Here is a 26,011-nt window from a genome sequence, read left to right as displayed (position 1 = left end):
ATATGAAGAAAAATACGATATTTTGGTGAACATGATATGGGAGTTGGCTAGATTTGAAATTACAAGATGATATTCCGTTAACAATTTATTTTGAAATTGGGAAAACGAAAAAGAAAATTGAAGATCTGCTTCATATTACGAAAGGAACATTGTATCGTCTTGAAGATTCAACAAAAAATACGGTTCGTCTTATGCTGGAGAATGAAGAGATTGGTACCGGAAAGATTTTGACAAAAAACGGAAAGATGTATGTCGAAATTGTTGAATTGAAAGGATAGGGAAGGGGATTTTCATGAGTGGCGATAAATTAAGCCAAGAGCAAATTGATGCGTTGCTGAAGGCGATGAATGATGGCTCAGAAATGCCAGCTTTTGCGCAAGAGGCAGATAAGCAAGAGAAATTTCAAGAATATGATTTTAATAGGCCAGAGAAATTTGGAGTTGAGCATTTACGAAGCTTACAAGCGATTGCGTCGAGCTTTGGAAAGCAAACGTCTCAGTCACTTGCGGCACGGATGCGCATTCCAATTGAACTAGAGCCCTCAACTGTTGAACAAGTTCCATTTACAAGTGAGTATGTGGAGAAAATGCCGAAAGATTATTATTTATATTGCGTGATCGATCTTGGGTTACCAGAGCTTGGAGAAATTGTAATTGAGATGGATCTTGCATTCATTATTTATATTCACGAATGTTGGCTTGGCGGGGATAGTAAACGCGACTTTTCTATGCGCCGGTCTCTGACAGCATTTGAATTTTTAACACTTGATAACATTTTCTCTTTACTTTGTAAAAATTTAGAGCAAGCATTTGAAAGTGTTGTGGCAATTCAGCCGAAGTTTGTGACGACAGAGACAGATCCTAATGCGTTAAAGATTACGACAGCGAGCGATATTATTTCCTTACTCAATGTGAACATGAAAACACAGTATTGGAATACAACGGTTCGAATTGGCATTCCGTTCTTGTCAGTGGAAGACATTATGGATAAGTTAACATCGGAAAATATTGTGGAACATTCTTCTGACAAACGGAAAAAGTATACGTCAGAAGTGGAAACGAAAGTCAATCAAGTGTATAAACCAGTTCGCGTTTCAGTAGGGGAACAAAAAATGACAATTGGTGAGCTTGAACAAATTGAAGAAGGCGATATTATTCCACTACGTACAAAGGTAACCGATCAGTTACGTGGATATGTAGATGGAAAACATAAGTTTAATTGTTTTATTGGCAAGGATAAAACTCGTAAGGCGTTCTTATTTAAAAAATTTGTAGAATAGGAGGGGTTATATGAAGCATGAAGTATCACCTGTATCGTTAATGAGTTTAGAAGAATATACAGGAGAGCGTAATGATTCAGCTAAAGCTCATATTGATACTATTTCGGATATTTCGATTGAGCTTGGTGTCAAACTTGGAAAAGCATCGATTCAGCTTGGCGATGTGAAAAATTTAAAAGTTGGTGATGTGCTAGAGGTTGAGAAAAACCTTGGGCATAAAGTCGATGTGTATTTAAGTGATATGAAAGTCGGCATTGGAGAAGCAATTGTAATGGATGAACAGTTTGGTATTATTATTTCTGAAATTGAGGCCGATAAGAAACACGCTGCGCTTCTAAAGGCGCAAAAACAAGTACAGGAAAAAGAGTAGAGGAGGAGTCATATGTCGTATATGACGACCTTATTACAAGTTGTATTACTGTTTGGCGTTCTCGGGTATGGTGCGTACTATATGACGAAAAAGACGCGCAAACAGCAATTTTTTAAACAAGGTGAGAACGGCCATATTCAAGTAAAGGATGGCGTGTATTTAAACCATCAAACGAGCGCCTTTTTATTTGAAGTGGACGGAAAGCAAGTGTTCACTGTTGTGAGTAATAACGGTGTGCAATCTGTGCAATTAACAGGAAATCAGTTCCAACAAGCGCTAGAAGACGCGATAAAGAGCGAAATGAAAAAAGTAGAGGAACCATCATGAGAATAAAGAAAAATTTATCGTTAGTTGCGGTCATTTTTGTATTTTCTATTATTTTTTCTATTATTTTTGTAAATCCAGCGTATGCAGAGCCAAATGGCTTTATTCATTTTGAAAATGGGAAAGAGTTTACGAGTAATTCAAGTGTGCAGTTATTTGCGCTCGTTACCCTTTTATCACTATCTTCTTCTATTGTTCTTTTATTCACACATTTTACGTATTTTATGATTGTTCTAGGAATTACAAGGCAAGGGCTTGGCGTCATGAATTTACCGCCAAACCAAGTGCTTGTCGGTTTGGCACTCTTTTTATCGCTATTTACGATGCAGCCGGTATTAGGACAATTAAAAGGTGATGTGTGGGATCCGATGACGAAGGAGAAAATAACAGTTAGCCAAGCGGCTGAAAAGACCGCGCCTATTATGAAGGAGTATATGGCCAAGCATACGTATAAGCATGATTTAAAAATGATGTTGAAAGTACGTGGAGAAGAGTTACCAAAAAATACGAAAGATATTTCGCTATTTACGCTTGTTCCATCATTTACGTTAACGCAAATCCAAAAGGGGTTGCTGACAGGGATGTTCATTTATTTAGCATTTGTTTTTATCGATTTAATCATTAGTACGCTATTAATGTATCTTGGGATGATGATGGTACCGCCGATGATTTTAAGTTTGCCGTTTAAAATACTTATTTTCGTATATTTAGGTGGATATACGAAAGTCGTAGATATTATGTTTAAGACGGTTAGTTAGACAAATGCATAAAAGGATTATTGTGAATTTGAAATAGCATCTTTAGTTAGATACCGATTTGGTTAAGAATATATATGCGATAGGAGTCAACTTTGAATGAATATAACGCCTATTACGGAAATCTTTCAAACTTTTTTTTATAAAGGATTTCAAATCGTACTTCCTGTAGCTGGAGTTAGTATGATTGTTGTTATCATTATTTCAGTGTTAATGGCGATGATGCAAATTCAAGAACAAACTTTAACGTTTTTACCTAAGATGGCAACGATTATTCTAGTTATTGTTCTTGTCGGGCCATGGATGTTTCAAGAATTAACGACTCTCATTTTGGATTTGTATGATAAAATTCCAATATTGTTACGCTCTTATTGAAAAGGGTGATGTGAGATGAGTATAGAGTTGTGGGAAAGTGCTTTTTTTGCTTTTTGCCGTATTGCTACTTTTTTATACTTTTTACCTTTTTTTTCTGGTAAATCGGTTCCAGCGATGGTAAAGGTTACATTTGGATTGGGATTATCAATTACGGTAGCGGACAAAATTGATGTATCTCAGGTTACAACATTTGGAGAAGTTGTAACCTTTGCTGTAACGCAACTGGTTATTGGAGTAGCATTAGCAAAAATTGTAGAAATGCTGTTGAATATCCCTAAAATGGCTGGTCATATTATAGATTTTGATATCGGTTTTTCACAAGCTAGCTTATTTGATGTAAACAGTGGTACACAATCAACACTTATTGCTACAATTTTTGATGTCTTTTTCGTTGTTATTTTTGTTTCGCTTGGTGGAATTGATTACTTTGTTGCCACAATTTTAAAATCTTTTCAGTATACAGAAGCAATTTCAAAATTGCTAACAACTAATTTTTTTGATAGTGTTTTAGCAACCTTATTATTTGTAATCACTTCAGCTGTTGAGATAGCACTCCCCATTATGGGAACTTTATTTATTATTAATTTTGTATTAATTTTAATTGCTAAAAATGCACAACAACTTAACATATTTATGAATGCTTTTTTAATTAAAATTACATGTGGTATTTTGTTAATTGCGATGAGTGTTCCAATGTTGTCATATATATTTAAAAATTTAACAAATGTATTACTTGAGGAATATACAAAACTATTTAACTTTTTCTTAACAAAGTAGGGGGCGCATATGGCAAAGGATAATAAAACAGAAAAGGCCACCCCGCAGAAGCGCAAAAAATCGCGTGAAGAAGGGAATATTGCCCGAAGTAAAGATTTAAATAATTTATTCTCGATTCTCGTACTAGCAGTTGTCGTTTATTTTTTTGGAGATTGGCTTGGCTATGAAATTGCCAATTCAGTTGCGAAGTTATTCGAAGAGATTGGTAAAAATGCAGATGTGACGGAGTATTTTTATTTAATGGGAATACTGCTTCTGAAAGTATCAGTACCCGTTTTCATCCTCGTCTATGCGTTTCATCTGTTTAATTATATGATCCAAGTTGGTTTTTTATTTTCATCTAAAATTATTAAACCGAAAGCATCGCGTATGAATCCGAAAAATTATTTTACGAGATTATTTAGCCGGAAAAGTTTAGTCGATATTGTAAAGTCATTGTTTTATATGGTGTTAATCGGCTATGTTGCGTACGTTCTGTTTAAAAAGAATTTAGAGAAAATTGTCAGTATGATTGGGTTTAACTGGACCGCATCACTAACAGAAATTATTAGCCAAATTAAATTGATCTTTTTAGCCATTTTAATCATTTTAATTGTTCTTTCTATTGTTGATTTCATTTATCAAAAGTGGGAGTACGAGCAAGATATTAAAATGAAAAAAGAAGAAGTAAAGCAAGAGCATAAAGATAATGAAGGAGACCCGCAAGTAAAGGGAAAGCGAAAAAACTTTATGCATGCTATCTTACAAGGAACGATTGCGAAGAAAATGGATGGTGCAACGTTTATTGTTAATAACCCAACACATATTTCCGTAGCGCTTCGCTACAACAAACATGTGGATGCTGCGCCAATTGTTGTCGCAAAGGGAGAAGATGAGCTCGCATTATATATGCGTACGCTTGCTAGGGAACAAGAAATACCAATGGTAGAAAATCGCCCGCTTGCTCGGTCCTTATATTACCAAGTGGAAGAAGATGAGGCGATACCAGAAGATTTATATGTAGCTGTCATTGAAGTTATGCGCTATTTAATTCAAACGAAACAAATTGAAGTATAAAAGCGCGTTTGGAGGCGATCTCTTTGTTTAAGATAGATTCTGCAAGAACCTATTTTTCTATCTTTTTAGCAGCGTCATTCGTCGTGGCGCTCTTAATTCCACTTCCGCCCTTTATACTTGATATAATTATCGTCTTTTTATTAAGCATGGCAGTGCTTATTTATATGCGAGCAACAAGTATTAAAGAGTGGGACGAATTAAAGTCATTTCCGACCATGCTGTTATTAATCGGGATTTTCCGCGTATCGATTAACGTTTCGACAACGCGGGCGATTTTAACAAACGGGAATGCAGGTCATGTTATTGAAGAGTTTGGTCAGTTTGTAATTGGTGGGAACTTATTAATTGGTATCGTTATTTTTACGGTGTTAATTATTTTCCAGTTTATTGTTGCAAATGGTGCATCTCGTACCGCTGAAGTTGCAGCTCGTTTTACACTGGATTCTTTACCAGGGAAGCAAATGTCTATTGATGCTGATTTAAACCAGCGTATTATTACAGAAAAAGATGCACAAGACAAACGAAAAAAATTAAATATGGAAACAGAGTTTTACGGAGCGATGGATGGTGCCGGAAAGTTCATTAAAGGGGACGTTATTTTCGGGATTGTCATTTTATTCGTGAACATTATTTTCGGCTTAATTGTCGGCATGATGCAGCAGGGGATGAGTTTTTCTGAAGCTGCGCTTCATTATACGCAGTTAACTGTCGGCGATGGAATCGTCAACCAAATCGGTTCATTAATGCTTGCGATTTCAACAGGGATTATCGTAACGCGAGTATTTGACGGTTCACCTGATACAGTAAGTGAAGGAATCTTTAAAGAGTTAATGGCGCATGAAGTTGTTGTCTATGCGCTTGGCGGTCTCTTTATGGCAATGGGGATCTTTACGCCGCTTCCATTCTTACCATTTGCGCTTGTTGGTGGCGGAATTATTTTCTTAGGCATTCGCAATAAAAAACGCATGGAAAAAGAAAAAGAAGCGGAAATGCAAAAAGAATTAGAAATGATTCAAAACGATGAAGATCAGCTAAAGCAAGTGGAAGATTCATTCGGTGTATTTACAGATAAATATCCAATCATCGTCGAACTTGGCTTGGATTTAGCGGCGCTAGTTAAGCAGAAGATTAATGGGGAAACAGCCCGTGATAAAGTTGTTCTCATGAGGAAATCGATTATTACAGATCTTGGGATCAATGTACCAGGAATTAACTTTAAAGATAATACGAGCTTTAGACCGCGCGGACGCTATATGATTCGAATTAAAGGAGCGAAAGTTGCTGAAGGGGTGTTGAAATCGGGTTATTTATTAGCGCTGAAGACGCCTAATGTGATGGCTGATTTAGATGCAGAACCAGCAAAAGATCCAATCTTTGGTGAAGATGGATATTGGATTTTAGAACATATGGTACAAGATGCACAGATGAAAGGGTACCAAGTATTAGAACCACTCAGCATCTTAATTACACATTTAGATGTTATTATACGCCGCAATCTTCATGAGTTAATTCAGCGTCAACATGTGAAAGATTTAATTCAATCGCTTGAAAACGACCACGGCGTTCTATTAGAAGAAATTAAGAAGAAAGAAATTGATTTATCACTTGTTCAAAACGTGATTAAGCAGCTTTTAAAAGAAGGAATTTCAATTCGGGATTTACCAACAATTATGGAAGGGATTATTGATGGAAAAGAAGTTTATCAAAATCACGTTGATGGGGTTACTTCATTTGTGCGCGAATGTATTTCAAAAGTCATTTGTGAACATGCGAAAAATCCTGATGGGAAAATTTATGCGGCGCTATTCTCTGATTCTCTTGAGTTAGATGCAGATGTTGTGAATAACTCCTATCAAGGTTATTTATTAAACTGGGATTTAGAATTGGAAACGCGCGTTATAGAACAAGTACAGCACATCTTTAAACAAGCGCGTTTAATGGGAAGAGAGCCCGTTTTATTAACGCGCCGCAAAGATTTTCGATTTGGGATTGTAAGACTTCTTGAACGATATCAAATAGAAGCAAAGGTGTTATGTATTAGTGAACTTGCGCCAGAAATTGTTGTAGATCAAATTGCTTATATCGAATAGTAAGGAGGTGAGATTGTGGAAATGAACGAGAAAAAAGAAGCGCTTAAGCTCATTAAGGCTGCTTCAAAAAACGAATTATACCGCAAATTGTTTGAGCAATATGGTGATAATTATTATTATGTCGTCGATGAAAGTGTAAAGCGAAGTATTCCGTTCTTTTGGAAAAAGAAATATGAAATGTTGGTTGCTTTTCCAGAAGATAAGAAAAATAAAGAGAGGACACAAGTGCCAGAATTTCATGAACAATTGATGGAAATGGTTCATGAGCCTCCAGAAAAAATTGTACAAACAAATGATATTGGAACCGTGCTTCATAATTTAGAACATACAACGAGTTCACTTCCTTCTATGACCATTCCGATTGAAAATAGTGAGGAATGGGTAAAAAAGAAACAAAGACTATTGCAAGTTTTCCAAAGAGGAATTACTGTTGTGAAACAGACAGAGAAAGGAAAGCATCCAAAAGTGAGACAACTTAGTTCTTTGGCTAATGTAAGAGAACGAGAAGAAGCACAGGAGAAAGAAGAAAACAAACAATCTGTACCATTTATTATTCAAAAAGTGATTCGTCTGCTAGAACAAAATGAAGTTGAACCATATTTTATTAACGCATATGCGGAAAAAATGAAAATGAAGTTTAAACATGCGACGATGATTACAGAAGAAGAAGTGATCACGTTTATATTGGAAGATATGGAGTCGCATTTTTATACAGAAAATATATTTGAAAAAGATGTACAAACGATTGCTTTAATTGGACCAACAGGAGTGGGAAAAACGACAACAATTGCCAAAATGGCTTGGCAGCTTCATGGTCAAAAGAAAACGGTTGGTTTTATTACAACGGATCATTCCCGAATTGGAACGGTGCAACAGTTGCAAGAGTATGTGAAAGCAATTGGGGCAGAAGTAATTGCAGTTCGTGATGAAGCGGCTATGGAAAGAGCTCTTACGTATTTTAAAGAAGAGGTACGCGTGGATTATATCTTCATTGACACAGCTGGGCAAAATTATCGTACAGCAGAAACAGTCGCAGAAATGATTGAAATGATGAAACGAGTGAATCCTGATTCTATCTGTTTAACATTATCAGCGTCGATGAAAAGTAAAGATATGATTGAAATCATTACGAATTTTAAAGAAATTCATATTGACGGAATTATATTTACAAAGTTTGATGAAACAGCAAGTAGCGGTGAGTTGTTAAAAATTCCAGCAGTCTCATCAGCTCCGATTGTCTTAATGACAGATGGGCAAGATGTGAAGCAACATATACATATCGCTACAGCAGAACATTTAGCAAAACAGATGTTACATACATCATAAGAAAAGAGGTGTAGAATAAGGCACTTGTCTTATTCAAATTCGTATGAACGGTATTTATATAGGTTCTATGGGTATGATGAATTACATACAGCACATTAATGTACATGCAAATAACGTAGCAAACGCACAAACACCTGGTTTTAAAGCGGAAAATCTAACTTCTAAAGTATTTGATTCACAAAATACGTACCGTCTTGGAGATGGACCAAGTACATCGGTTGGTACAACGGATTATGCAGTTGTGCCAGCCGCAACACATGTGAATTTAATACAAGGAAGTGTGCAAATTACAAATCGTCCTACAGATTTTTACTTAGATGATGGGACATCGGGGACTGCCTCATTTTTTGTGACTTCCAAAGGTGGAGAAACATTTTTAACGAGAGATGGTCAGTTTACAATAAATGAGGATCGCTATTTACAAACAGCATCGGGTGCTTATGTCCTTGGAGAGAATCATGAGCGTATTCGTATTCCGGAAGGGACAAAGGTCAAAGTGCAAGAAGACGGTATGCTATATGACGAGGTGTCACAAAATCATATTGCTCGTTTGCAAACGAAGATGGTAAATACGGAAGTAAATGCACGCCTTGTGCAGCGAGAAAATAAAAGCTTTACACTCGCAGAGGGGGATATTGCTGATTTGCCAAATGGAACAGGAGCGGTTCGTAACTACATGCTAGAAAATTCAAATGTAGATATGACGAAAGAAATGGCAGATATTATGACCAATCAAAAGATGGTCCAAGCTTCACAACGTATTATGACATCATTTGATAAAATTTATGAAAAAGAAGCGAATGAAATATTACGTTAATTTAAAAATCCCATTCTTTAGTAGAGAAGAATGGGATTTTTTCATAAATCATTCGTATTAAATATGAATGATTCGTTTTGCTTTTTCTGCTAGTTGTAAATCATGCGTTACAAATACAACCGTTTTGCCGTTATCGTTCATTTTTTTTAAGAGGTCAAATACTTGATCTCGATTTTTTTCGTCTAAATTACCTGTTGGTTCATCCGCGAAAACATAGTTGCACTTTTTAATAAGGATGCGAGCTAAAGCAATTCTTTGTTGTTCACCACCGCTTAATTCAAAGATTTTTTTCTTTTCATAGCCAACAAGATTTACTTCTTGTAAAGCGGCTTTTATTTTTTCACGTTTATTCATATGAGGCTGATACTTTAAAGCAATCAATAAATTTTTTTCAACTGTTTCATTTTCAATTAATGCATAATTTTGGAATAAGTAACCAAATTCGTTCCTTTGTAAGAGTAAAATTTGTTTTTTAGTAGGATTTGTAATCTTATCAATAATAATATCACCAGCGTCCGCTTTTTCTAATAGCCCCATTATGTTTAATAATGTTGTTTTACCACGACCGCTTTCTCCAACAATAGCAACAAAATCTTGATCTTCAATTTTTAAATGAAAGTTTTCTAGTATTTTTTTTCCGCGAAATTGTTTATGAATATTTTTTAATTCAATCAATGTTAATGCTCTCCTTTTATAATGGAATGGAATGTGTTATTACTAATTTTTTGATCAAATATGGTCCCAAAAACAAATTCTAAAAGTATGACAAACAGTCCTGTTAAGAAAGGGAGTATGTTACCAAGATAGACATACATGCTGATCGTTGGAATAAAGTTAATCGCAAATAGCAACAAAATAAGCGAAGTATTTCTAGCAAAAGCGCTATATCCAAATAATTTTTGTACATATAGTTTAAATTTATTTTTTTGATAATATGTTGCTACTACATTATAGGTTAAGAGCAAGTTGGATAAGATGAGTGTCACAATAAAAATTGTTATCTTCTCTTTCTCCCTTTTTAAATCTTGAATTGCTTGACCGTGCTTATCATAGAGTGAATCTACATGTTGAATGGATGACTGAACGTTGCTGTTAGAAATAGTCGGCAAAATGGTGCTATAAGCATCATGATTGTCGGAATAAAAATAGAAACATCTTGAAACATAAGATAAATAGAAGGAATTATCGAAATAACCAGTATCGATAATTGCAATTGGATCGGTAACGATATTGTTATGTTCTACTTCCGCATTTGGATCATAAGTAAAGTAGTTTTGGTGATCTTTCACGTAGATCACATTGACAGATAGATCTTGTTCCTTCGTTGTATTTTTCGCTTTCCCTAGTGCTTCATTATAAATATTTTCGACTTCCACTTGTTGGAAATAAAAATGCTGCCGGTAATTTTTCTTAATTTCTTTTTCAAACTTCCTTAGTTTTTCTGGAACAAGTATATTCATGACATTCTTTTTTCTTATTATTTTTTTATCCATTGTACCATCTACGGAATCAATCGGGTTATAGTGTAGATAATTTTCATTGATTGTTATGCTTTTTCCATTTGGAGAGAGAGCCGGGTCCTCACCATTTGCATTTAAATGATATGTGTATTCACCGTTCACTTTATAATAGTTTGAAGCATCTATGAGAAAGCCTTTATGCTCTTTTTCCATTTTTGTATAGAAGTCTTTTATCAGCTTACCTGTTTGATATTCTATTTTTCTATCATGCTCACCATTAAAAGTTACCGAAGTAGCGTACATGTTTTTTGTCTGTTTCCATGAAGATAAACTAGCTAATTTTTGATTTAGCTCGTTTGCTAGTTCGTTCCATTGATGAACAGAGAAAAGAAGAACGAAAATAAAGGTGAGCTTTAGGCCATAATTTAAAATCATAATAAGAGTATAAGGCTTTTCTCCTTTTATTTTGGAGACATTGGTGTTATTAGAAAATAGAAAAACAATCATAAAAATAGCAGGGATTGTTAATGTGAACACAAATAAAAGTGTAAAAATCCAAAATAGGCATGTTAAGTACAAAAAGTAATTTGTACCATTATGTAAAAGGGAATAGATGCTAGCTAACAAATATCCTGTGAAACTAGCAAGTACGATAGGCTTTGTTAGCAATAAGAAAACATGCGCAATGATTCTCGAGATAGAATATCCAAATACTCTTATAATGCTTAATTCTTTTAATCGATTTATTAGATAATGAGCAATGGCAATGTAAAGGCAGAGAATCACTAAGCCAATGATTATCATTTGGGATACATTGAAATGAAACATAGAAGGATGATTCTCACTAAACACTTCTGCATTCGCAACTTCTTTATTTAACTCGGTTACTAAATCGTGAATTTTCTGTTTATCTTGGGTAGAAACATAATATAGACCATTCCCACTGAAATTTGTATTGGAATCTAAATGCTTAATTGTCATGTTTAATTGTGGATCAATTTGTTTGATTACACCACTTTGCTGTTTATCTTTGCTTTGCGATGTACTAAGAAATTCCCCTGAATGTAGCGTCGGTAATGTTCCTTCCTTTATGTCCACTTGGTTATGTAAACTTACGTCTGTTGTATATATCGTAAGATTTTTTTCACTTGTAAAAATGTACTTTGAAATACTAACATCATATTTTTTTGCTATTTTTTGAAAGAATGCAATGTAATTTTCTGAATGTGGCTTTGCATCTTGGAAATTTAATAAAATACTTGTTGTATTTTTATATAATAGTTGATTTGTTTTGTATTCTTTAAAGGTGTCCAATCCGAAAATTCCTAGTAGGAATAATAAAGTGGTAAACAAGATATAAATGATTTTTCTCATAATTATTTCTCCCTAAAATGAACTTTTTCCCAATCATATCATTAAATATGTGGAAAGAGAAGCCGTGATCAAGTGATTCAGAAGAAAGGAATCGTAATAGTGAAAAACAAGAGGAGCAAAACTCCTCTTGTTTTTTTCGTTATTATTTATGATCGTAGTATGCTTTATTTGTCCCTTCAGATGTCCATGGTAGTTGCGCTGTACTAAACACATTTTTTGCTTTCCATCCGCCACTTTTGTAATCACCTTTTCCATTTACAACAGAAGCATGGCCTTGTGCAGAGTAATGTTTATAAGATGAGTACACATTTTTATCTTTCTTTCCACGAATCCAATAGCCTCCGTCAACTTTGCCAGACGTTACTGATTTGACAGTACTATTTTCATCTTGAACATAACTAGCTGTTAATTGATCGTTTGCTTTTACAATTTCGTATTTCCCAAAAGATTGTTCAGCAGCTAATGCTCCTCCTGCTCCCAATAAAGCAAATCCAGCTGCTAGCGTTCCAATAGCGACTTTTTTAAACATAAAAATTCCCCCTTAAATAAGTGTAAGAACTGCAAATCAAACATACCATGTTGTATACATAATTTTAATATGTGAACGGTTGATAAAAAACGAATGGAATATTCTGTTTATTTTTTATAAAAATTCCAAATATTATTGACTATTTTCTTGCTTCTTTCTATATTAGTAGATATCACAATGGCCACTAAGAAATGACAAAGCAGTTTTTAATCCGTGGGGGCAATCTAAGCGGCTGATGAGCCCTACCAATCGGGCTGTTACTGCCTTAATTTCGTTCATGTTATAACAGGAAAACAGAGGCAAAAAGATAGGGAGGAGGCAGGATGATGAGTAGAGCAAAAGTACAATTCGCGATGCAAGATGATGAAACATTTCGCCAAGGCGTGAAAGATTGTTTGCCAACTGTACTAGGATATTTAAGTATTGGTATTGCAGCTGGTGTAATCGCCAAGACAGCTGGCTTTTCTATTATAGAAATCGCTTTTATGTCGACGCTTATTTATGCTGGTTCTGCACAATTTATACTAGCTGGTATGTACGCTGCTGGAGCTTCGGCATCAGCTATTATTTTTACCGTTTTCTTTGTGAATTTACGTCATTTATTAATGAGTGCTGCGCTAGCTCCATATTTTTTACAAGTACCATTCCTTAGAAATATAGTAATTGGTTCACAAATTACAGATGAAACATTTGGTGTTGCTGTGCAGCACGGAGCGAAAAAGGGATATATAGGAGAAAGCTGGATGTTCGGGTTAAATGTAACAGCATATATGAATTGGATTATCGCTACGATTATTGGCGGGCTTTTTGGAGAGTGGATACCAGATCCGCATACGTACGGGATGGATTATGCCCTCCCTGCGATGTTTATCGGCTTATTTGTTCTGCAATTCATAAGCAGCAAACCGAAACGAATGATCCATCTTAGTGTTGCTGTAGCTGCAATCATGATTGCATATAGCGCTCATTTCTTTATGCCAGCGAGCATAGCTGTCATTATCGCAACGCTTACAGCAGCAACGATAGGAGTGATGATTGAGAAATGGAAATTAGATTAGATGTGTTGTTTCTTTTAATAGGAGCTGGACTTGTTACATTCATTCCACGCGTCCTGCCCCTTATTGTATTTCAAAAATTTCAAATTCCAGATTGGGTATTAAAGTGGTTACAGTACATACCGATTGCAATATTAGCTGCTCTTCTTGCGCAAGTATTACTGATGAATGAAACGATGCAGTGGGACTATATGATTGCTGCAATTCCGACATTTCTCGTCGCTATTTATACAAGGAGCTTATTAGGAACCGTATTAACAGGAGTAATTGTGATTATTTTGTTACGTTTGTTTTTATAACAAGGAATCTTAAGGAATGATATCGAAACATGTAGTAATAAAGCTTAGAATAGGGGTGGTGTTATGATTCTTTTCACAGTAGGTATTGTTTTATTTACATTATTTATTTTCTTTCTCATTGGTTTTATTACCTTTACAATGTTTGTGAACAAAGCAACACCACAAATATATTATACACCTTGTAATGCGGCATCTGGGCAGTCTTATAGAGAGAAGAGTAGAAGAAAGAAAAGCTGATGGAAGCTTTTCTTCTTTTCTTTTGAATTTTTTTATAATTAAGTTAGTTGTATAACTAACTTATAAGGGAGAGATTTAGTTGGCAAAACCGAATGTCATTCATAAGCAACAATTGTTGCAAGCAGCAAAAACATTAATTGCGGAGCGAGGAATGGAGAAATTAACGTTAAAGGCTATAGCAGAAAAGGCAAATGTGACACAAGGGACGGTTTATTATCACTTTAAAACGAAAGAGCAACTATTACTTGAGGTGACAGAATCATTTTGTCAGTCAGCGTGGGAGGAGATGGATGAAGGGTTTCAGGTTGAAAAAGCTCTGCAATCAGCAAAAAGTAGGTGTACAAAAGACTCTGTGTATCATCATTTATTTTTTCAACTATTGGCAAGTAGTTTACAGAATGAATCGATGAGAGAAACGATTGGAGAACTATTACATTATGAAAATGAAAAACTACAGGTAGGATTACAAGGGATGTGGGAAAAATCACCGATTGAAGGAATTACATTTGAAACTTGGAGTATCATGTGTAATGCCCTTATAGATGGATTGGCACTACAAGCGTTATATAATCCAAAGTTTTCTACAGAAGAAGCATATAATGGGGTAAACAAATTAATACAACATGTAGGAGTATAGATAAAGGAGGAGAAAACATTGAACGGTAAATCATGGATTACAATTATTTTTTCAATTGGTGTTTGGTTTATGGCCTCTCTATTTTTTATCTTATTTGGTTCTTACGTATTAGTTGAAATCACATCAAGCTTATTTCTTCCCATGCTTCTTATTTTGGAGATTGGTACAGCAATAGCATTATATGTAGTGTTATGGTTTTATCAAAAAATAGATTCTTCCCGATATGCCGCTATAAAACTAGGGATTTTTGGAACGGGAATTGGTTTGTTTCTCGATTCCTTTCTTTTATATTATGCTTCGACGCTCTTTCCGCAACTATCACTACAGCAAATGATTTCTTTCACAATCTGGATGGTTTTTGCATATGTACTGTATTTATTTATACCTGTTTGGATGGAACGAAAACGGATAAAAGAGCTATCTTAAGTGGATAGCTTTTTTACAAGTTTACATATTAGAAATAGCTTGCAGCAACATTCCAAAGAGAAAACTGATAAAGGAAAATACACTGACACATATAGAAATAATTCGATTATTTCGCCATTCTTTCACACAAACGATAAATCCTAAAATGCAAAGAAAATACCAAATAGGAAGGAAAAGAAAATCACTTATGTAATTTGGAAGCAGTGTATAAAAGTGTGTTAACACTAAAATCCAATGCATGAGAACAAGGGACATCGCAATAAGAGAATATCGATAAGGACGACCTAAATAGGTTCCCCTTTTTAACGTGATACATATAAAAGCAAGTGCTAATATGACAATGAAAATAATGAAGGTAAGTAAAAGTAATGTCATAGATATATGAAAACTCCTTTAAGAGAGGTTTTATTTAGTATATTACGTATTCTTTTGAAATGAAATAGATGTTTCAACAAGATATATTCGTGCCGTTCGTTTCAGAATAATAAGAACCCCCACTTCAAAATGATTTGAAGTGGGGGTTCTTATCTTTCCTCTAAGCTCTTAACTGGAACAGTTAATTCACGTTCTGGATTTGCGGCATCATAAATGCGGGCTGTTTCACTGTTTTCATCAACATGTTGAATCATAACAGGCATACCTTGAAAACTAACATTTGCTTGTTCTGCGGATTCGGAAATCTCTTTTGCACGTTGTACATTCATTTTACATTCCTCCCATCTTTACTATTTTTGCTAAAGGGAAGGAATAATATACCAAATTGAGACATATTTAAAGCTTTTGTATGGATTGTAATGTTTCTTTAATAAATCGAGAAAGTGTCGAATTAGGAAATGATTGTAAGAAAATGGGATCGAATTGTATAATAAGTGTAACACAATTTAACCTTCAGGGGGAGAGAGTATAATGGGAGATGTAAGTATAGAACAAAATGATCCGAGGATAAAAATTGCAACGAGAAACATTCTTTTCATGATGGTTGCAAAAATTATATCTTTATTAGGAGCAGGGATTTATACGTTTGCAATGGGACTATATGTTTTAAAAACAACGGGTTCAGGAATAGGATTTGCAACTACGCTTATTTGCGGATCTGTTCCAAGAATGGTATGTGGCCCTATTGCCGGGGCAGTGGCGGATCGCGTTAACCGGAAATGGCTCATTGTCGGCATGGATTTGTTAAGTAGTTTGACGATGTTTACGATGTTTATTCTTGCTACTACATTTGAACCATCACTTTTCTTCATTTATATTTCAGCAGCGCTATTATCCGTTTGTGCAAGCTTTTATTCTGTTGCACTCACCTCGTCCATCCCGCATTTAGTGAATGAAGAAAGAATTCAAAAAGCGAATGCTTTAAATCAAACAGCGGATTCTTTATCAAGAATTTTAGCTCCAATCATTGGAGGAATGATATTTGGATTTTTTTCAATCACATCCTTTTTTCTCTTAAATGGTATCACATTCTTTTTAGCTGTTATTGTACAGTTATGTATCGCATTTCATTTGTATAAAAAGGAAGACACAGAAAATCATGAACCTTTTTTAACGAGTATAAAAGAAGGATTTACATATGTAAGACAGCAACAAGAAATATATGGATTAATGAAAATTGCGCTGTGGGTTAACTTTTTTTCGAGTGCGCTTTTCGTTTCACTCCCATATATAATTGTTCAGAGCTTACATTTATCTTCAAAGCAACTGGGGATAATAGAAGGAATGTTAGCAGTTGGAATGTTAATTGGAGCGGCTGTTTTATCCGTTCGTAAGGAAATAAGTAATCCGTTTCGCTCTGTTTATATTGGGTTATTAATATTTGCGAGTTTAAGCTTATGTACGGTAGTTCCATTATTAATAACGATTCCAAAAGTAGCAAGCTTTATTTACTATATAATTTTTGTCCTTCTTAGTGGGTTTTCTATGATGATTGTAAATATCCCGATGCAAGTACATATTCAAAAGACAATCAACCAAGCATACTTAGGTCGCGTGTTTGGCCTTCTTGAAACGATTGCGACCGCAATTGCACCACTTGGAATGATTATATATGGATTTTTATTAGATAGATTGCCAACGAGTATTGTCGTGATAACGTTAGGAACAGGGTTATTTTTCGTTGTATTCGTAGGAATTAAACAGCATGGGACGAAAAACAGAGTGAATATGTCAGCTTAAAATAGAAACATTTAGTTTGGATATGTAACGTTGCTTATGAGCATCTTGTAATCTTTTTTCGTTTTGAAAGTAGGATGTATGTATGTTACATTTAAAATGAAAAGCGTTGTAAAGAAAAAAGGAGAAAACATCATGAGAAAAATAAGTTTTGTTACGTTATTTCTGTTCGCTATCATGGCAGGATGTAGCAGTAACTATGATACGTATATTGAAACGGGTCTGACATCATTGCAAAATGAAAAATATAGTGATGCAGTGATGTGGTTTGAAAAAGCAGAAAAAGAAAAATCAGGAAGTGAAGCGAATTCATATAAAGAAGTTGCTCAATTTATGGACCACGGTGCAAATGCATTAAAAGATGGAAAGTATTTAGAAACAAAAGACGATGCAAATAAAGTGTTACAAATGAATATGGATGAGACGCTTGAAAAAGCTGTGAAGTCTAATGCCGAAAATATGCTTCAAAAGGCGAAAGATATTGAAGAAAAAGTAAACGCGAGGGCAGAAAAGAAACGAAAAATTGAAGAAAAAGGAATTGATAAACTGATTAAAGCGGTAGATAGCGTTGATGAGTTAAGAGAAAAGCAGAAAAAAGTTGGAGAAGCATTGGATAAACTTGAGAAAACACATGAAAAAATAGAAGCGAAAAAGAATCAATAGACTCATATGTTAAAAGTTGTGAGGCTGTCATTTATTATGACAGTCTCTTTTTGAATATTATTTGACATTTTTTGTAATTTAAAGATATATAAAGGGATATTTGTTAAGATGAATTTGTGAGACAGTTTTCTACAAATCATAAGGGGGTTATGAAATGGGGAAATTAGATGGAAAAATTGCTTTTGTTACTGGTGCTGCAATGGGAAATGGTGCGGGAATCGCTCATGTATTTGCAGAATTAGGAGCGAAAGTATTACTCGTTGATATTTCCGAAAAGGTTCATGAAACAGCAAAGGAAATTGTAAGTAACGGGTTAGAGGCATCTAGTTATCAAGTGGATGTAACGGATTTTATAGCCGTTAAAGAGATTGCAAAAGATGCATATGAAAAATATGGGAAGATTGATATATTGGTCAATAATGCGGGAGTCATTCGGCTTGCAAATTTCTTAGATATGTCGGATGAGATGCGTGATTTTCAATTCCAAGTAAATATTAATGGTGTGTGGAATTTTGCAAAGGCTGTTTTACCATATATGATTGAGAAAAATTACGGGAAAATTGTCAATATGTCGTCTGTAACAGGAACGTTAGTGGCAGATGAAGGAGAAACAGCTTATGCGACAACGAAAGCAGCCATTTGGGGATTTACAAAAGCGTTGGCGCGTGAAGTAGCAAAACATAATATAACTGTGAATGCAATTTGTCCAGGTTATATTATGACACCGATGGCCGAACAAATTGCAAATGAATCTGATCCAAATAAACCAAATACTGTTATTGATGGAATTGCCTCAGGCGTTCCATTAGGACGATTAGGAAGAATTGAAGAAGTTGGACAGCTAGCTGGTTTTCTTGCATCGGATGAATCGAGTTACATAACCGGAACACATATCGTCATTGATGGCGGCAGTACATTACCAGAAACTATTTCTGTTGGTGTGGAATAATATACAAATGAAAGAGAAATCTTTCTATTCGAAAGGTTTCTCTTTATAATAATTAGGAAATTCAATTTTGTTACAAAAAGTTGAATTTCCGACATTTTGCGAGAAAAAGGATTATAATAAAATCATAACCTATTACAAGGAAGTGTAACTATGAGTACTGTAGCGATTGTATATGGTATTATTCTTTCTGCTATTATTCTTTTATTTATTTTTGGAGTTTCACGTTATATTCACAAATGGAAAGAAGGGATTGCGAAGTTAAATCATATCGAAGAAGAATTCGCTGATTTCATGTTACATCACGGGAAGTAAAGAGGTTCATTTTTTAGAAAAATAATGTGAAGAATATCACAAAACATGCTTGGATGAGAAGGCATGTTTTTTTGTTATGCAAACGATTATAAGGGAGCAATTGCAATTACATACATTTAATTGAATGTATTCCAAAATACGGTATATAATTATATTATAATAAAATTAGAATATGGATAGAAGGAGGAATTATGATTATAACAATAATAGGTTATACTGTTTTAACGATTCTGTTAGTATGTATTGCGATTATATGTATCGTTCGATATTACTTAAAAAAAGAAGATCCTCAGTACATATTAAAATATGTAGAAGAGCATAAAAAAGAAAAAGTTTGTTCTTTAATGGTTAGGAGGAATGGAGAACTTTTAGTGACAGTGAACGAAAATGAAAAATTACCGTTAGCAAGCATGGCAAAAATCGTTATAGCGGTGGAATTTGCTAAGCAAGTGGCAGAAGGGAAAATAGATCGAGCGGAACTCATTCCGTTGCGAGATCTAGAAAAATATTACGTTCCAAACACAGATGGCGGCGCACACCCAAAATGGATTGAGGATATAAAAGAGCGAAGCGTAATAAAAAATGAAACGGTATCTATAGAAGAAGTGGCGAAAGGAATGATTCAGTTTAGCTCCAATGCAAATACAACGTATTTATTAGATAAACTAGGGGCTGAAAGAGTAAATGAAAGTATAAAAGAGTTACATTTAAGTAGTCATGATGATTTTTATCCATACACAGCGTCACTATATATGAGAGGATATGTAGAGAAAGAACTTCATGTACCGACAGATCAATCACTAGACATGTTACGTAATATGTCTAGCGATGAATATAAAAATCATGTTTTTCAAATACATGAATGGATGAAAGATGAAAAGGAATGGAAAAATCGTAATATACCATTAAGGGTTGATATGGGATTTCAACGTATTTGGTCTGATAGATTAGTAAGTGCAACTGCTACAGATTATATGAATTTAATAGGGAAAATGAATAGCAGAACTGTTTTTCCAAAGGCGATGCAAGCTGAGGTTGAGCGAATTTTTAAAGGGACTGTTCTTGAAAGGAATCAGTATGAGCATGCAGGTAGAAAAGGTGGTTCTACTGTATTTGTATTCACAAATAGTTTTTATGGAACGGATCAAGAAGGAAACAAGACGGAAATCGTTTTTATGTCTAACGATTTGGATCCTATTGAAGCGAGAAAAATTCGAAATAATTTAGATTTATTTATTAAATCTATAGTGACAAATGAAGCGTTCAGAAAAAAGTTATAATAAAATAATTTTATTATGTAAATAAAGAAGAGTGAGTCAATCTAACAATGAAATCATCAACTGAATATTTTGTAATTTTTTATCAAAAAAGCAGGAAAGAAGGAAGTGATTAGAGAAGTAAGGCTTTGCAAGATAAAATGGTGTGATAAAGGAGGCTGTTTGTATGTTTGAGGAAGAGAAAGAAGGGCTTATTGAAGTTCATAATGTGTATGAAGTTGTACCGCCAGATGGAACAATTATTGGCATGGCAACACCGGAAGAAATGGAAGTTGCAGCTGAATTAGAATTACAACATTATGCCTATTCTCGTTTATTAGAAGCGAATGTTCAGTTAGACGGTTCCTCCTATAAAGATGTACTTCAGGAGTTTCAGGAGTATGAAAGAAAATCCATGCATTTTTGGCGCTCATTACATAAGCGTTTAGCGGTACCGTGGGCATGGGTACTTCGCGTTGATGTTGCAAACGGCCCGATTTATGTAAATAACGGAAATTCGTATTACGATGATAATGAAGATGATGAATATGATGAATATGAGGAAGATTACGAATAGATGTAGGGGGAAGCAGAAGAACTGCTTCCTTTTTTATTTGTCATAATGATCACCTTCTAAGCTTGAAATATTTTTTGACAAACGAGTAGTAAACACCAAACGCCCACGCCAAGTAGTACAGATATATGAAGGGAGAAGGAGTGTTTTAAACCAAGATACACCACAAATAAAAGCAGCGCTGATGCAGGAAAGCCATATAATACACCGATTGCAAATTGACTTAAATCTTGTTTACTCCCGCCTTCAACAGAAAGCCAAAATAAGCTAAGCAAACTAATAAGGGGAAGAGCAGCAATGAAACCGCCAATTGTACTATAATGTTTCGCTAATTCTGTTACGCCCCCGATCATGAGAGCTGAAACAATGACTTTAACGAGGAAATGCATATTGGGCCTCCTTTGCAAGTATGGAAAAAGCTTGTTCAATTATTTGCTGTTCTTCTTTTGATAATTGGGATTCCAATATTTTTAATTTCTTTTCATCTAATAAAGTATGTTTTATGAGTGCTTCTTTCCCTTTAGCAGTCAATGCGAGATTCACGACTCGTTCATCTTTTTTATTCCGTTCCTTTAGAATAAGGTCTTTTTGAATGAGCCTTTTTACATGTTCGGATGCTGTATTATGAGAGAGATTTAGTTCAGATGCAATTTTGCTAATTGTTGTTTCTGCTTCTCGGGAAGTGATTTGAAGAATTCGAATCGCTTGATGAGATAGATTATTTTCATATTCGCATCGTAAATGGTAATAAATCGTTTCCCAGTTTTGATTGATATGTTTCATAATAAGAAAGTCCTTCCATTTTTTATTATATCGTATAATAAGATATAATCGTTTGTAAAGATGTAAATGTCTTTTTATTATAGAAAAAGTTTATTTTTCTTGAATTTTAAGGTACTCTTACTGTAAGGGCATACATATAGTAAGAGAGAGGATGATATCATTGAATACATTTAAATGGATTAGTCATGAAAAAATGTATGTAGATCAAATACATGTTGAAAAATGTGGTCCTCTTTCAGTTGGGGTTTATGGCGGGAATCAAGAAAGTGATGCGTATGAAAGAGGAGATGCAGTACTAGCTTGGTGGGATGCGCAATTTGAATTTGTGATGATTTTTGATGCCCATCATAAAACGAAAACGATTCAATATATTATAGATGCAATTTCGGAGAGAAGAGAAAAGTTACAAGAATTGTTCTCATATCCTGTCCATCTGGCATTTCATCATACACATATGTATTTATTAGCACTCTTTACCGATGAATGGTTTATTGAGAAATGTGAACAAGAGAATGAAGAACTAGCTTGTTTGATTTGTTTACGAAAAGGTGAGTTTTTGTATTGGTTATCAGTAGGAGAGTGCTTTGCCTATTTATTTCACTCTGAACGAGAGAAGAACGGGAAAGGAAGGCTTAACCAGCCTAAATATTATGAATGTATAGGAAGAAGAAATATTTTTGCAGCGAATACATCTTGTTTTACTTCAGGAGTTCGTGGTTTAGAACGTGGAGTGAATCATATTGTAATGGTAACAGATGGAATTTTGGATTGCGATAAAAAAATGTTAGAAGATGATCAATCATTGTTTGAGGTATTACATAGCAGGGGATGCTTGCAAATTGAACCTGTGTTACAGAATGTTCTGAAATGGAAAGGGAGAGATTGCGCTACCATTATTGGATGGTCGATTGATACAGAAAAGAACAAACGTATAAAGGAATATAAATAGAAAAAGGAGCTCAGAGTATGTAAAAATCTGAGCTCTTTTTTGTTTACCGAATGCGAATATGATAGCTTTTTAACCATTCGTTCGTTTGTAGCATATATTCCATTGTACTTCTCGCATCCAAATCATTGATTTCTTGATTCGTTTGATTTGCAATTGCAAGCAATGCGGAATGATCGATAAGTGAGAAGATTGGATTGTTTTTATTGCTACACATATCAAGCGTTAAATTACGAATGGCTTGCAAGTAATTCGGATCTTGTGAAGTTGGATAAGCGCTCTTTCTTCGGTTGCGAACGTCATCTGGTAGAACGCTTTGTAATGCCCGACGTAAAATGCCTTTTTCAATATGATCAATCCGTTTTACTTCAAAAGGTACGTTCCATAAATATTCTACGAGTCGATAATCACAAAATGGTACGCGCACTTCAAAGCCAACCGCCATGCTCATGCGATCTTTTCGGTCCAGTAAAAACGGTAAAAATCTTGTTAAGAATAAATAAAACATTTGGCGTTGTTTTGCTTCTTTTTTATTTTCATCAGGGAGGATCGGAACTTCCTGAATGGCCTCTTGGAATCGATTATGAATATAATGATCAAGATTGGATTGTTTTTTTACTTCATTTTGTAAGAGGAAGGAAGAGTTTTTCCAGTTGGTGAGCCAAGGGAACTGATCTACATATAATAGTTCTTCTTGATGAAACCAAGGGTATCCGCCAAATACTTCGTCAGCTGATTCGCCAGAAAGAGCAACAGTAGCGTCTTTTTTCATTTCCTGAAATAGTAAATATAGTGAAGTTTCTATCTCGCCGGCACCCGGTAAATCTTTTGCATAAAGTGGTACGAATAAATGATTTGCTAATTCTTCTGCATTGACAATAATATCGTGATGAGTTGTTCCGATATGTTCAGATACCCGTTTTACCCACGGGGCGTCTAGACCAGTGCGAGAAAAAGTTAATTCAAAATCTTTGGCGCTGTTTACAAAGTCGATGGAATACGTATGAAGTGTTTTATTTTCCTTTGCAAATTCCTTTCCTGCTAGAGCAGTAATACCACTAGAATCTAAGCCGCCAGATAACATACAAACGAGAGGTACATCAGCAATGAGTTGTCGTTTTACAGTGTCTTGTAGAATGGAAAGAATATGTGAGGCTGTTTCTTCTGGAGTATCTGTATGTTCTTTACTTGTTAAAGTCCAATATCTTTTTACTGCCTTTTTATCTTCTGTAAATGTGATATAATGTCCGGCGCGCACTTCTTTTATATGTTTCAACACACCGCATCCTGGAGTTCGAAATGACCCGAGCCCAAATATTTCATTAATACCACTTTCGTCAATTTCAGCAGACACGGACGGGTGAGCAAGTAATGCTTTAATTTCTGAGCCGAAAATAATACTATCGTTGCGCTCTGTATAAAAAAGTGGTTTGACACCTAAATGATCTCGCGCTAAAAAGAGTTGCTGTTTTTGATCATCCCATATTGCGAAAGCAAAAATACCATTTAAATGTTGCACGCAGTCTTCTTTCCATTCCAAATAAGCATGGAGCAATACTTCTGTATCTGAACATGTTTCAAATGTGTGCCCATTCTTTTGTAAGATTTCTCTTAGTTCTCGAAAATTATAAATTTCACCATTATATGTGATGGCAAATGTATCATCACCAGCCTTATATGTTTTTGGCTGCGCTCCACCTTTAGGATCAATGACAATTAAACGACGATGTGCGAATGCTGCTCGCGGGGATAGCCAAAAGCCTTCTGCATCTGGGCCACGGTGTTTAATACGGTTTGCCATAGCCTGCAAAATATGCTGTTGATTTGAAAGGTCTTCTCTCCAATCGACCCAACCTGTAATTCCACACATATGTCTCATCTCCTAATTATAAAATAGTGATAGATTAATAAAATGAAATGTATAGCTAGATAAAATCTAACTTTATAAATAGTATACGAGATGAAATAAATTGTAGACTTGAGAAAATATTCTCAGAAATTTTTAGTAGAAAAGTAATCATGTTGTGTAATATACAAGATTGCATAGGAGTGTCCAAACAAAAATGGCATAAGATGCATTACATATAGTATGTTTTTATTTTGTCTAAACTTTACAATCTGTATAGATTGTAAAAAAGATATCAATTTTATCCCGTTATTTTAGGACAGTAAGACTCTCGCCTAAGTTTTAGAGTGGGAGTAGGTGGCTCGTTTTATGATGATGAACTTTCTCGTTATCGAAGGCAGAATATGAAAAGGGGGGTGTTAGGTTATTTGATTGATCAATATAAGAATATACACATTCAATATGAGAATTTAGATTCATTTCATCTTATATATGATGAACCGTTTATGTTGTCCGTCATGTGGAATGGGGTGAAATATGAATTTTTAATTAGAGTGAAGTCAAACTCTTCTAGGATGATCGTTTTAGGATCTGGAGCGGGAGGATATCATGAGAATCCAATTGGGCCACCGATTTTTCAACGGCATTCTTGGATCAATGATTTACATGATACTGTTATTTATTATAATGATCCTACTTTATATTTAGGTAATATTTTGCTAGGGTGGGGGCAAGGGACAAAAGAACGATATTATTTAAAAGATATTGCAACCATTCTTACAAAGTTAATCGAAAAAACAAAGGTACTTCATAAAAATGTGCTGTTTTTTGGTAGTTCAGGCGGTGGATTTATGTCTTTCATGCTAGCTGGGTTTCTTAAGGATACAGTGGCTCTTGTTAATAATCCGCAAACCTGCTTAACAAAATGGATTTCAGGACCAGTACAAAATGTATTTCGTCATAGTTATTCTGGTTTATCTGAAGAAGAAATTATAGAAAAATATCGAGAAAGAATAAATGTAATAGAATTTTATAAAAGTATACAATACGTTCCAGAAATACATTATGTACAAAATGTAGCTTGTGAATTTGATGTTGTGAACCATATGATCCCCTTCATTGAAGGGCTAAAGAATATAAAAGATAATCACGTGATCAATCATGTCTATTTTGATTTATATCATAAAATAGTAGGAGATACGATGCTCGCAAATCATGTGGCATTAGGAAAAGAAGAAACAATTCATTATTTAAATCATTTACATGAATTTAGAGCTAATAAAAGAAAGGAAGAAGGGACTGGCCTTGATTAGCAGGCTAGTCC

At 34.7% G+C, this 26,011-nt stretch carries 31 protein-coding genes and 1 pseudogene; 24 read left to right on the top strand and 8 right to left on the bottom strand.

Annotated features, from left to right (window positions below; translation table 11 throughout):
- Positions 1-53: 53 nt before the first annotated feature.
- The 11 genes from MR056_RS13375 (at position 54) to MR056_RS13325 (ending at position 9,169) form a co-directional block, all read left to right on the top strand.
- Positions 54-278 carry a flagellar motor switch protein FliN gene (locus MR056_RS13375; RefSeq protein WP_012093869.1) on the top strand — a complete coding sequence of 75 codons (225 nt, stop codon included), beginning with the start codon at positions 54-56 and terminating at the stop codon, positions 276-278.
- A 14-nt stretch (positions 279-292) separates the two neighbouring features.
- A complete protein-coding gene (fliM, locus tag MR056_RS13370; protein WP_242136567.1) occupies positions 293-1,279 on the top strand; it encodes a flagellar motor switch protein FliM in 987 nt (328 codons plus the stop codon).
- A 10-nt stretch (positions 1,280-1,289) separates the two neighbouring features.
- Entirely contained in the window at positions 1,290-1,649 is a 360-nt protein-coding gene (locus MR056_RS13365) for a flagellar motor switch protein FliN (RefSeq protein ID WP_048722719.1), read from the top strand.
- A gap of 12 nt (positions 1,650-1,661) precedes the next feature.
- On the top strand, positions 1,662-1,976 hold the full coding sequence (locus MR056_RS13360) for a flagellar motor switch protein FliN (protein ID WP_048722720.1): 315 nt from the start codon (positions 1,662-1,664) through the stop codon (positions 1,974-1,976).
- Positions 1,973-2,731 (top strand): flagellar type III secretion system pore protein FliP, encoded by a 759-nt coding sequence (locus MR056_RS13355; RefSeq protein ID WP_048722721.1) that lies wholly within the window; start codon positions 1,973-1,975, stop codon positions 2,729-2,731. Before MR056_RS13360 ends, MR056_RS13355 begins: the two co-directional genes overlap by 4 nt.
- Positions 2,732-2,827: 96 nt before the next feature.
- Positions 2,828-3,103: a flagellar biosynthetic protein FliQ gene (locus MR056_RS13350; protein WP_048722723.1), complete on the top strand. Its 276-nt coding sequence runs from the start codon at positions 2,828-2,830 to the stop codon at positions 3,101-3,103.
- Between the two features lie 15 nt (positions 3,104-3,118).
- On the top strand, positions 3,119-3,880 hold the full coding sequence (locus MR056_RS13345) for a flagellar biosynthetic protein FliR (RefSeq protein WP_048722725.1): 762 nt from the start codon (positions 3,119-3,121) through the stop codon (positions 3,878-3,880).
- A 9-nt stretch (positions 3,881-3,889) separates the two neighbouring features.
- The gene (flhB, locus tag MR056_RS13340; protein ID WP_048722727.1) at positions 3,890-4,936 is read left to right on the top strand and encodes a flagellar type III secretion system protein FlhB; all 1,047 of its coding nucleotides are present in this window, start codon (positions 3,890-3,892) and stop codon (positions 4,934-4,936) included.
- Between the two features lie 23 nt (positions 4,937-4,959).
- The gene (gene flhA, locus MR056_RS13335; RefSeq protein WP_012093877.1) at positions 4,960-7,026 is read left to right on the top strand and encodes a flagellar biosynthesis protein FlhA; all 2,067 of its coding nucleotides are present in this window, start codon (positions 4,960-4,962) and stop codon (positions 7,024-7,026) included.
- A 15-nt stretch (positions 7,027-7,041) separates the two neighbouring features.
- Complete coding sequence (gene flhF, locus MR056_RS13330) at positions 7,042-8,352, top strand: flagellar biosynthesis protein FlhF (RefSeq protein WP_048722729.1); 1,311 nt, start codon at positions 7,042-7,044, stop codon at positions 8,350-8,352.
- 43 nt (positions 8,353-8,395) lie between these two features.
- On the top strand, positions 8,396-9,169 hold the full coding sequence (locus MR056_RS13325) for a flagellar basal-body rod protein FlgG (RefSeq protein ID WP_094398338.1): 774 nt from the start codon (positions 8,396-8,398) through the stop codon (positions 9,167-9,169).
- A gap of 57 nt (positions 9,170-9,226) precedes the next feature.
- Here the strand turns inward: MR056_RS13325 and MR056_RS13320 are convergent, their stop codons facing one another.
- The 3 genes from MR056_RS13320 to MR056_RS13310 form a co-directional block, all read right to left on the bottom strand.
- The gene (locus tag MR056_RS13320) at positions 9,227-9,844 is read right to left on the bottom strand and encodes a putative bacteriocin export ABC transporter (protein WP_012093880.1); all 618 of its coding nucleotides are present in this window, start codon (positions 9,842-9,844) and stop codon (positions 9,227-9,229) included.
- Between the two features lie 2 nt (positions 9,845-9,846).
- The gene (locus MR056_RS13315; protein WP_048722731.1) at positions 9,847-12,003 is read right to left on the bottom strand and encodes a bacteriocin-associated integral membrane family protein; all 2,157 of its coding nucleotides are present in this window, start codon (positions 12,001-12,003) and stop codon (positions 9,847-9,849) included.
- Between the two features lie 142 nt (positions 12,004-12,145).
- On the bottom strand, positions 12,146-12,532 hold the full coding sequence (locus MR056_RS13310; RefSeq protein ID WP_012093884.1) for a lactococcin 972 family bacteriocin: 387 nt from the start codon (positions 12,530-12,532) through the stop codon (positions 12,146-12,148).
- 353 nt (positions 12,533-12,885) lie between these two features.
- On the opposite strand from MR056_RS13310, the gene MR056_RS13305 reads away from it, so the two are divergent.
- The 5 genes and pseudogenes from MR056_RS13305 to MR056_RS13285 all read left to right on the top strand — a co-directional run bounded on the left by MR056_RS13305 (position 12,886) and on the right by MR056_RS13285 (position 15,186).
- Positions 12,886-13,590 (top strand): AzlC family ABC transporter permease, encoded by a 705-nt coding sequence (locus MR056_RS13305; RefSeq protein WP_373367228.1) that lies wholly within the window; start codon positions 12,886-12,888, stop codon positions 13,588-13,590.
- Positions 13,575-13,886: an AzlD domain-containing protein gene (locus MR056_RS13300; RefSeq protein WP_012093886.1), complete on the top strand. Its 312-nt coding sequence runs from the start codon at positions 13,575-13,577 to the stop codon at positions 13,884-13,886. The genes MR056_RS13305 and MR056_RS13300 overlap by 16 nt, the downstream gene beginning before the upstream one ends.
- 63 nt (positions 13,887-13,949) lie before the next feature.
- Positions 13,950-14,123, top strand: a complete 174-nt coding sequence (locus MR056_RS13295) for a DUF3951 domain-containing protein (protein ID WP_094398337.1) — start codon at positions 13,950-13,952, stop codon at positions 14,121-14,123.
- A 79-nt stretch (positions 14,124-14,202) separates the two neighbouring features.
- Positions 14,203-14,789, top strand: a pseudogene (locus MR056_RS13290) (TetR/AcrR family transcriptional regulator).
- Entirely contained in the window at positions 14,779-15,186 is a 408-nt protein-coding gene (locus MR056_RS13285) for a hypothetical protein (protein WP_048722735.1), read from the top strand. The pseudogene MR056_RS13290 and the gene MR056_RS13285 overlap by 11 nt, the downstream one beginning before the upstream one ends.
- A gap of 21 nt (positions 15,187-15,207) precedes the next feature.
- Here MR056_RS13285 and MR056_RS13280 read toward each other — a convergent pair whose 3' ends face one another.
- Positions 15,208-15,567: a hypothetical protein gene (locus MR056_RS13280; RefSeq protein ID WP_094398336.1), complete on the bottom strand. Its 360-nt coding sequence runs from the start codon at positions 15,565-15,567 to the stop codon at positions 15,208-15,210.
- A gap of 143 nt (positions 15,568-15,710) precedes the next feature.
- Positions 15,711-15,890, bottom strand: coding sequence for an H-type small acid-soluble spore protein (locus MR056_RS13275; protein WP_012093891.1), 180 nt, complete (start codon positions 15,888-15,890; stop codon positions 15,711-15,713).
- Between the two features lie 202 nt (positions 15,891-16,092).
- Between MR056_RS13275 and MR056_RS13270 the strand changes: the two genes are divergently transcribed.
- From MR056_RS13270 to MR056_RS13245, 6 genes are all read left to right on the top strand, one after another.
- The gene (locus MR056_RS13270; protein WP_048722737.1) at positions 16,093-17,361 is read left to right on the top strand and encodes an MFS transporter; all 1,269 of its coding nucleotides are present in this window, start codon (positions 16,093-16,095) and stop codon (positions 17,359-17,361) included.
- A 132-nt stretch (positions 17,362-17,493) separates the two neighbouring features.
- The gene (locus MR056_RS13265) at positions 17,494-18,021 is read left to right on the top strand and encodes an outer membrane protein assembly factor BamD (RefSeq protein ID WP_012093893.1); all 528 of its coding nucleotides are present in this window, start codon (positions 17,494-17,496) and stop codon (positions 18,019-18,021) included.
- A 154-nt stretch (positions 18,022-18,175) separates the two neighbouring features.
- Positions 18,176-18,970 carry an SDR family oxidoreductase UcpA gene (gene ucpA / locus MR056_RS13260; RefSeq protein ID WP_048722739.1) on the top strand — a complete coding sequence of 265 codons (795 nt, stop codon included), beginning with the start codon at positions 18,176-18,178 and terminating at the stop codon, positions 18,968-18,970.
- 150 nt (positions 18,971-19,120) lie between these two features.
- Positions 19,121-19,282, top strand: a complete 162-nt coding sequence (locus MR056_RS13255; protein ID WP_012093895.1) for a hypothetical protein — start codon at positions 19,121-19,123, stop codon at positions 19,280-19,282.
- A gap of 191 nt (positions 19,283-19,473) precedes the next feature.
- The gene (locus MR056_RS13250; protein WP_094398335.1) at positions 19,474-20,562 is read left to right on the top strand and encodes a serine hydrolase; all 1,089 of its coding nucleotides are present in this window, start codon (positions 19,474-19,476) and stop codon (positions 20,560-20,562) included.
- Between the two features lie 163 nt (positions 20,563-20,725).
- Complete coding sequence (locus tag MR056_RS13245; RefSeq protein ID WP_012093897.1) at positions 20,726-21,115, top strand: hypothetical protein; 390 nt, start codon at positions 20,726-20,728, stop codon at positions 21,113-21,115.
- Positions 21,116-21,171: 56 nt separating this feature from the next.
- Here the strand turns inward: MR056_RS13245 and MR056_RS13240 are convergent, their stop codons facing one another.
- Together MR056_RS13240 and MR056_RS13235 are read right to left on the bottom strand one after the other, a co-directional pair.
- On the bottom strand, positions 21,172-21,501 hold the full coding sequence (locus MR056_RS13240) for a DUF3147 family protein (RefSeq protein WP_012093898.1): 330 nt from the start codon (positions 21,499-21,501) through the stop codon (positions 21,172-21,174).
- Entirely contained in the window at positions 21,485-21,895 is a 411-nt protein-coding gene (locus MR056_RS13235; RefSeq protein WP_012093899.1) for a MarR family winged helix-turn-helix transcriptional regulator, read from the bottom strand. The genes MR056_RS13240 and MR056_RS13235 overlap by 17 nt, the downstream gene beginning before the upstream one ends.
- A 151-nt stretch (positions 21,896-22,046) precedes the next feature.
- On the opposite strand from MR056_RS13235, the gene MR056_RS13230 reads away from it, so the two are divergent.
- Complete coding sequence (locus MR056_RS13230) at positions 22,047-22,844, top strand: PP2C family serine/threonine-protein phosphatase (protein WP_048722743.1); 798 nt, start codon at positions 22,047-22,049, stop codon at positions 22,842-22,844.
- Positions 22,845-22,887: 43 nt separating this feature from the next.
- Here MR056_RS13230 and asnB read toward each other — a convergent pair whose 3' ends face one another.
- On the bottom strand, positions 22,888-24,711 hold the full coding sequence (gene asnB / locus MR056_RS13225; RefSeq protein WP_048722745.1) for an asparagine synthase (glutamine-hydrolyzing): 1,824 nt from the start codon (positions 24,709-24,711) through the stop codon (positions 22,888-22,890).
- A 404-nt stretch (positions 24,712-25,115) separates the two neighbouring features.
- On the opposite strand from asnB, the gene MR056_RS13220 reads away from it, so the two are divergent.
- Complete coding sequence (locus tag MR056_RS13220; RefSeq protein WP_048722747.1) at positions 25,116-26,000, top strand: hypothetical protein; 885 nt, start codon at positions 25,116-25,118, stop codon at positions 25,998-26,000.
- The last annotated feature ends 11 nt before the right edge of the window (positions 26,001-26,011 follow it).

It is taken from the genome of Bacillus cereus group sp. BfR-BA-01360, from assembly GCF_022663595.1.
In the GTDB taxonomy this organism is placed as follows: Bacteria; Bacillota; Bacilli; order Bacillales; family Bacillaceae_G; genus Bacillus_A; species Bacillus_A cytotoxicus.
Note: the sequence above shows the minus strand (reverse complement) of the source record. Positions and strands in the feature narration are given on the sequence as shown.